This is a genomic window from Bacillus sp. IS1, from assembly GCF_032461585.1.
Classification (GTDB): Bacteria; Bacillota; Bacilli; order Bacillales; family Bacillaceae; genus Bacillus; species Bacillus velezensis.
In genome coordinates, this window is record NZ_JAWCWR010000040.1 from 1 (window position 1) to 270 (window position 270).

At 47.0% G+C, this 270-nt stretch carries 1 pseudogene; it reads right to left on the bottom strand.

What is annotated here, in order from left to right:
• Positions 1-270 (bottom strand): annotated as a pseudogene (locus tag RUW00_RS22870) (hypothetical protein); the annotation flags it as partial.

Genomic DNA, 270 nt, shown 5'->3' on the forward strand with positions numbered 1-270 from the left:
CTCCGGCTTCCAAGACGTTATCCACTTTGGCGGCGCCTGTTTTGGCGAGCTTGCTTGATACTTTTACAGCTGAGCCGGAACCTTTGAGTCCGACAATGCTCCCGATGGCGTAGGTGATGTAATGTGACCTTGAATACGCATCTCCGTTAACCATTTTATCATTCCATGAATCCGCCAGGTTTGTCCATATGATTTTTGCGTAGGAGGGCGTGTTCAATACGCCGGATATGGTTTTAGCGACTTTTTGTTCATCGGAGAGATGGTAAAAAT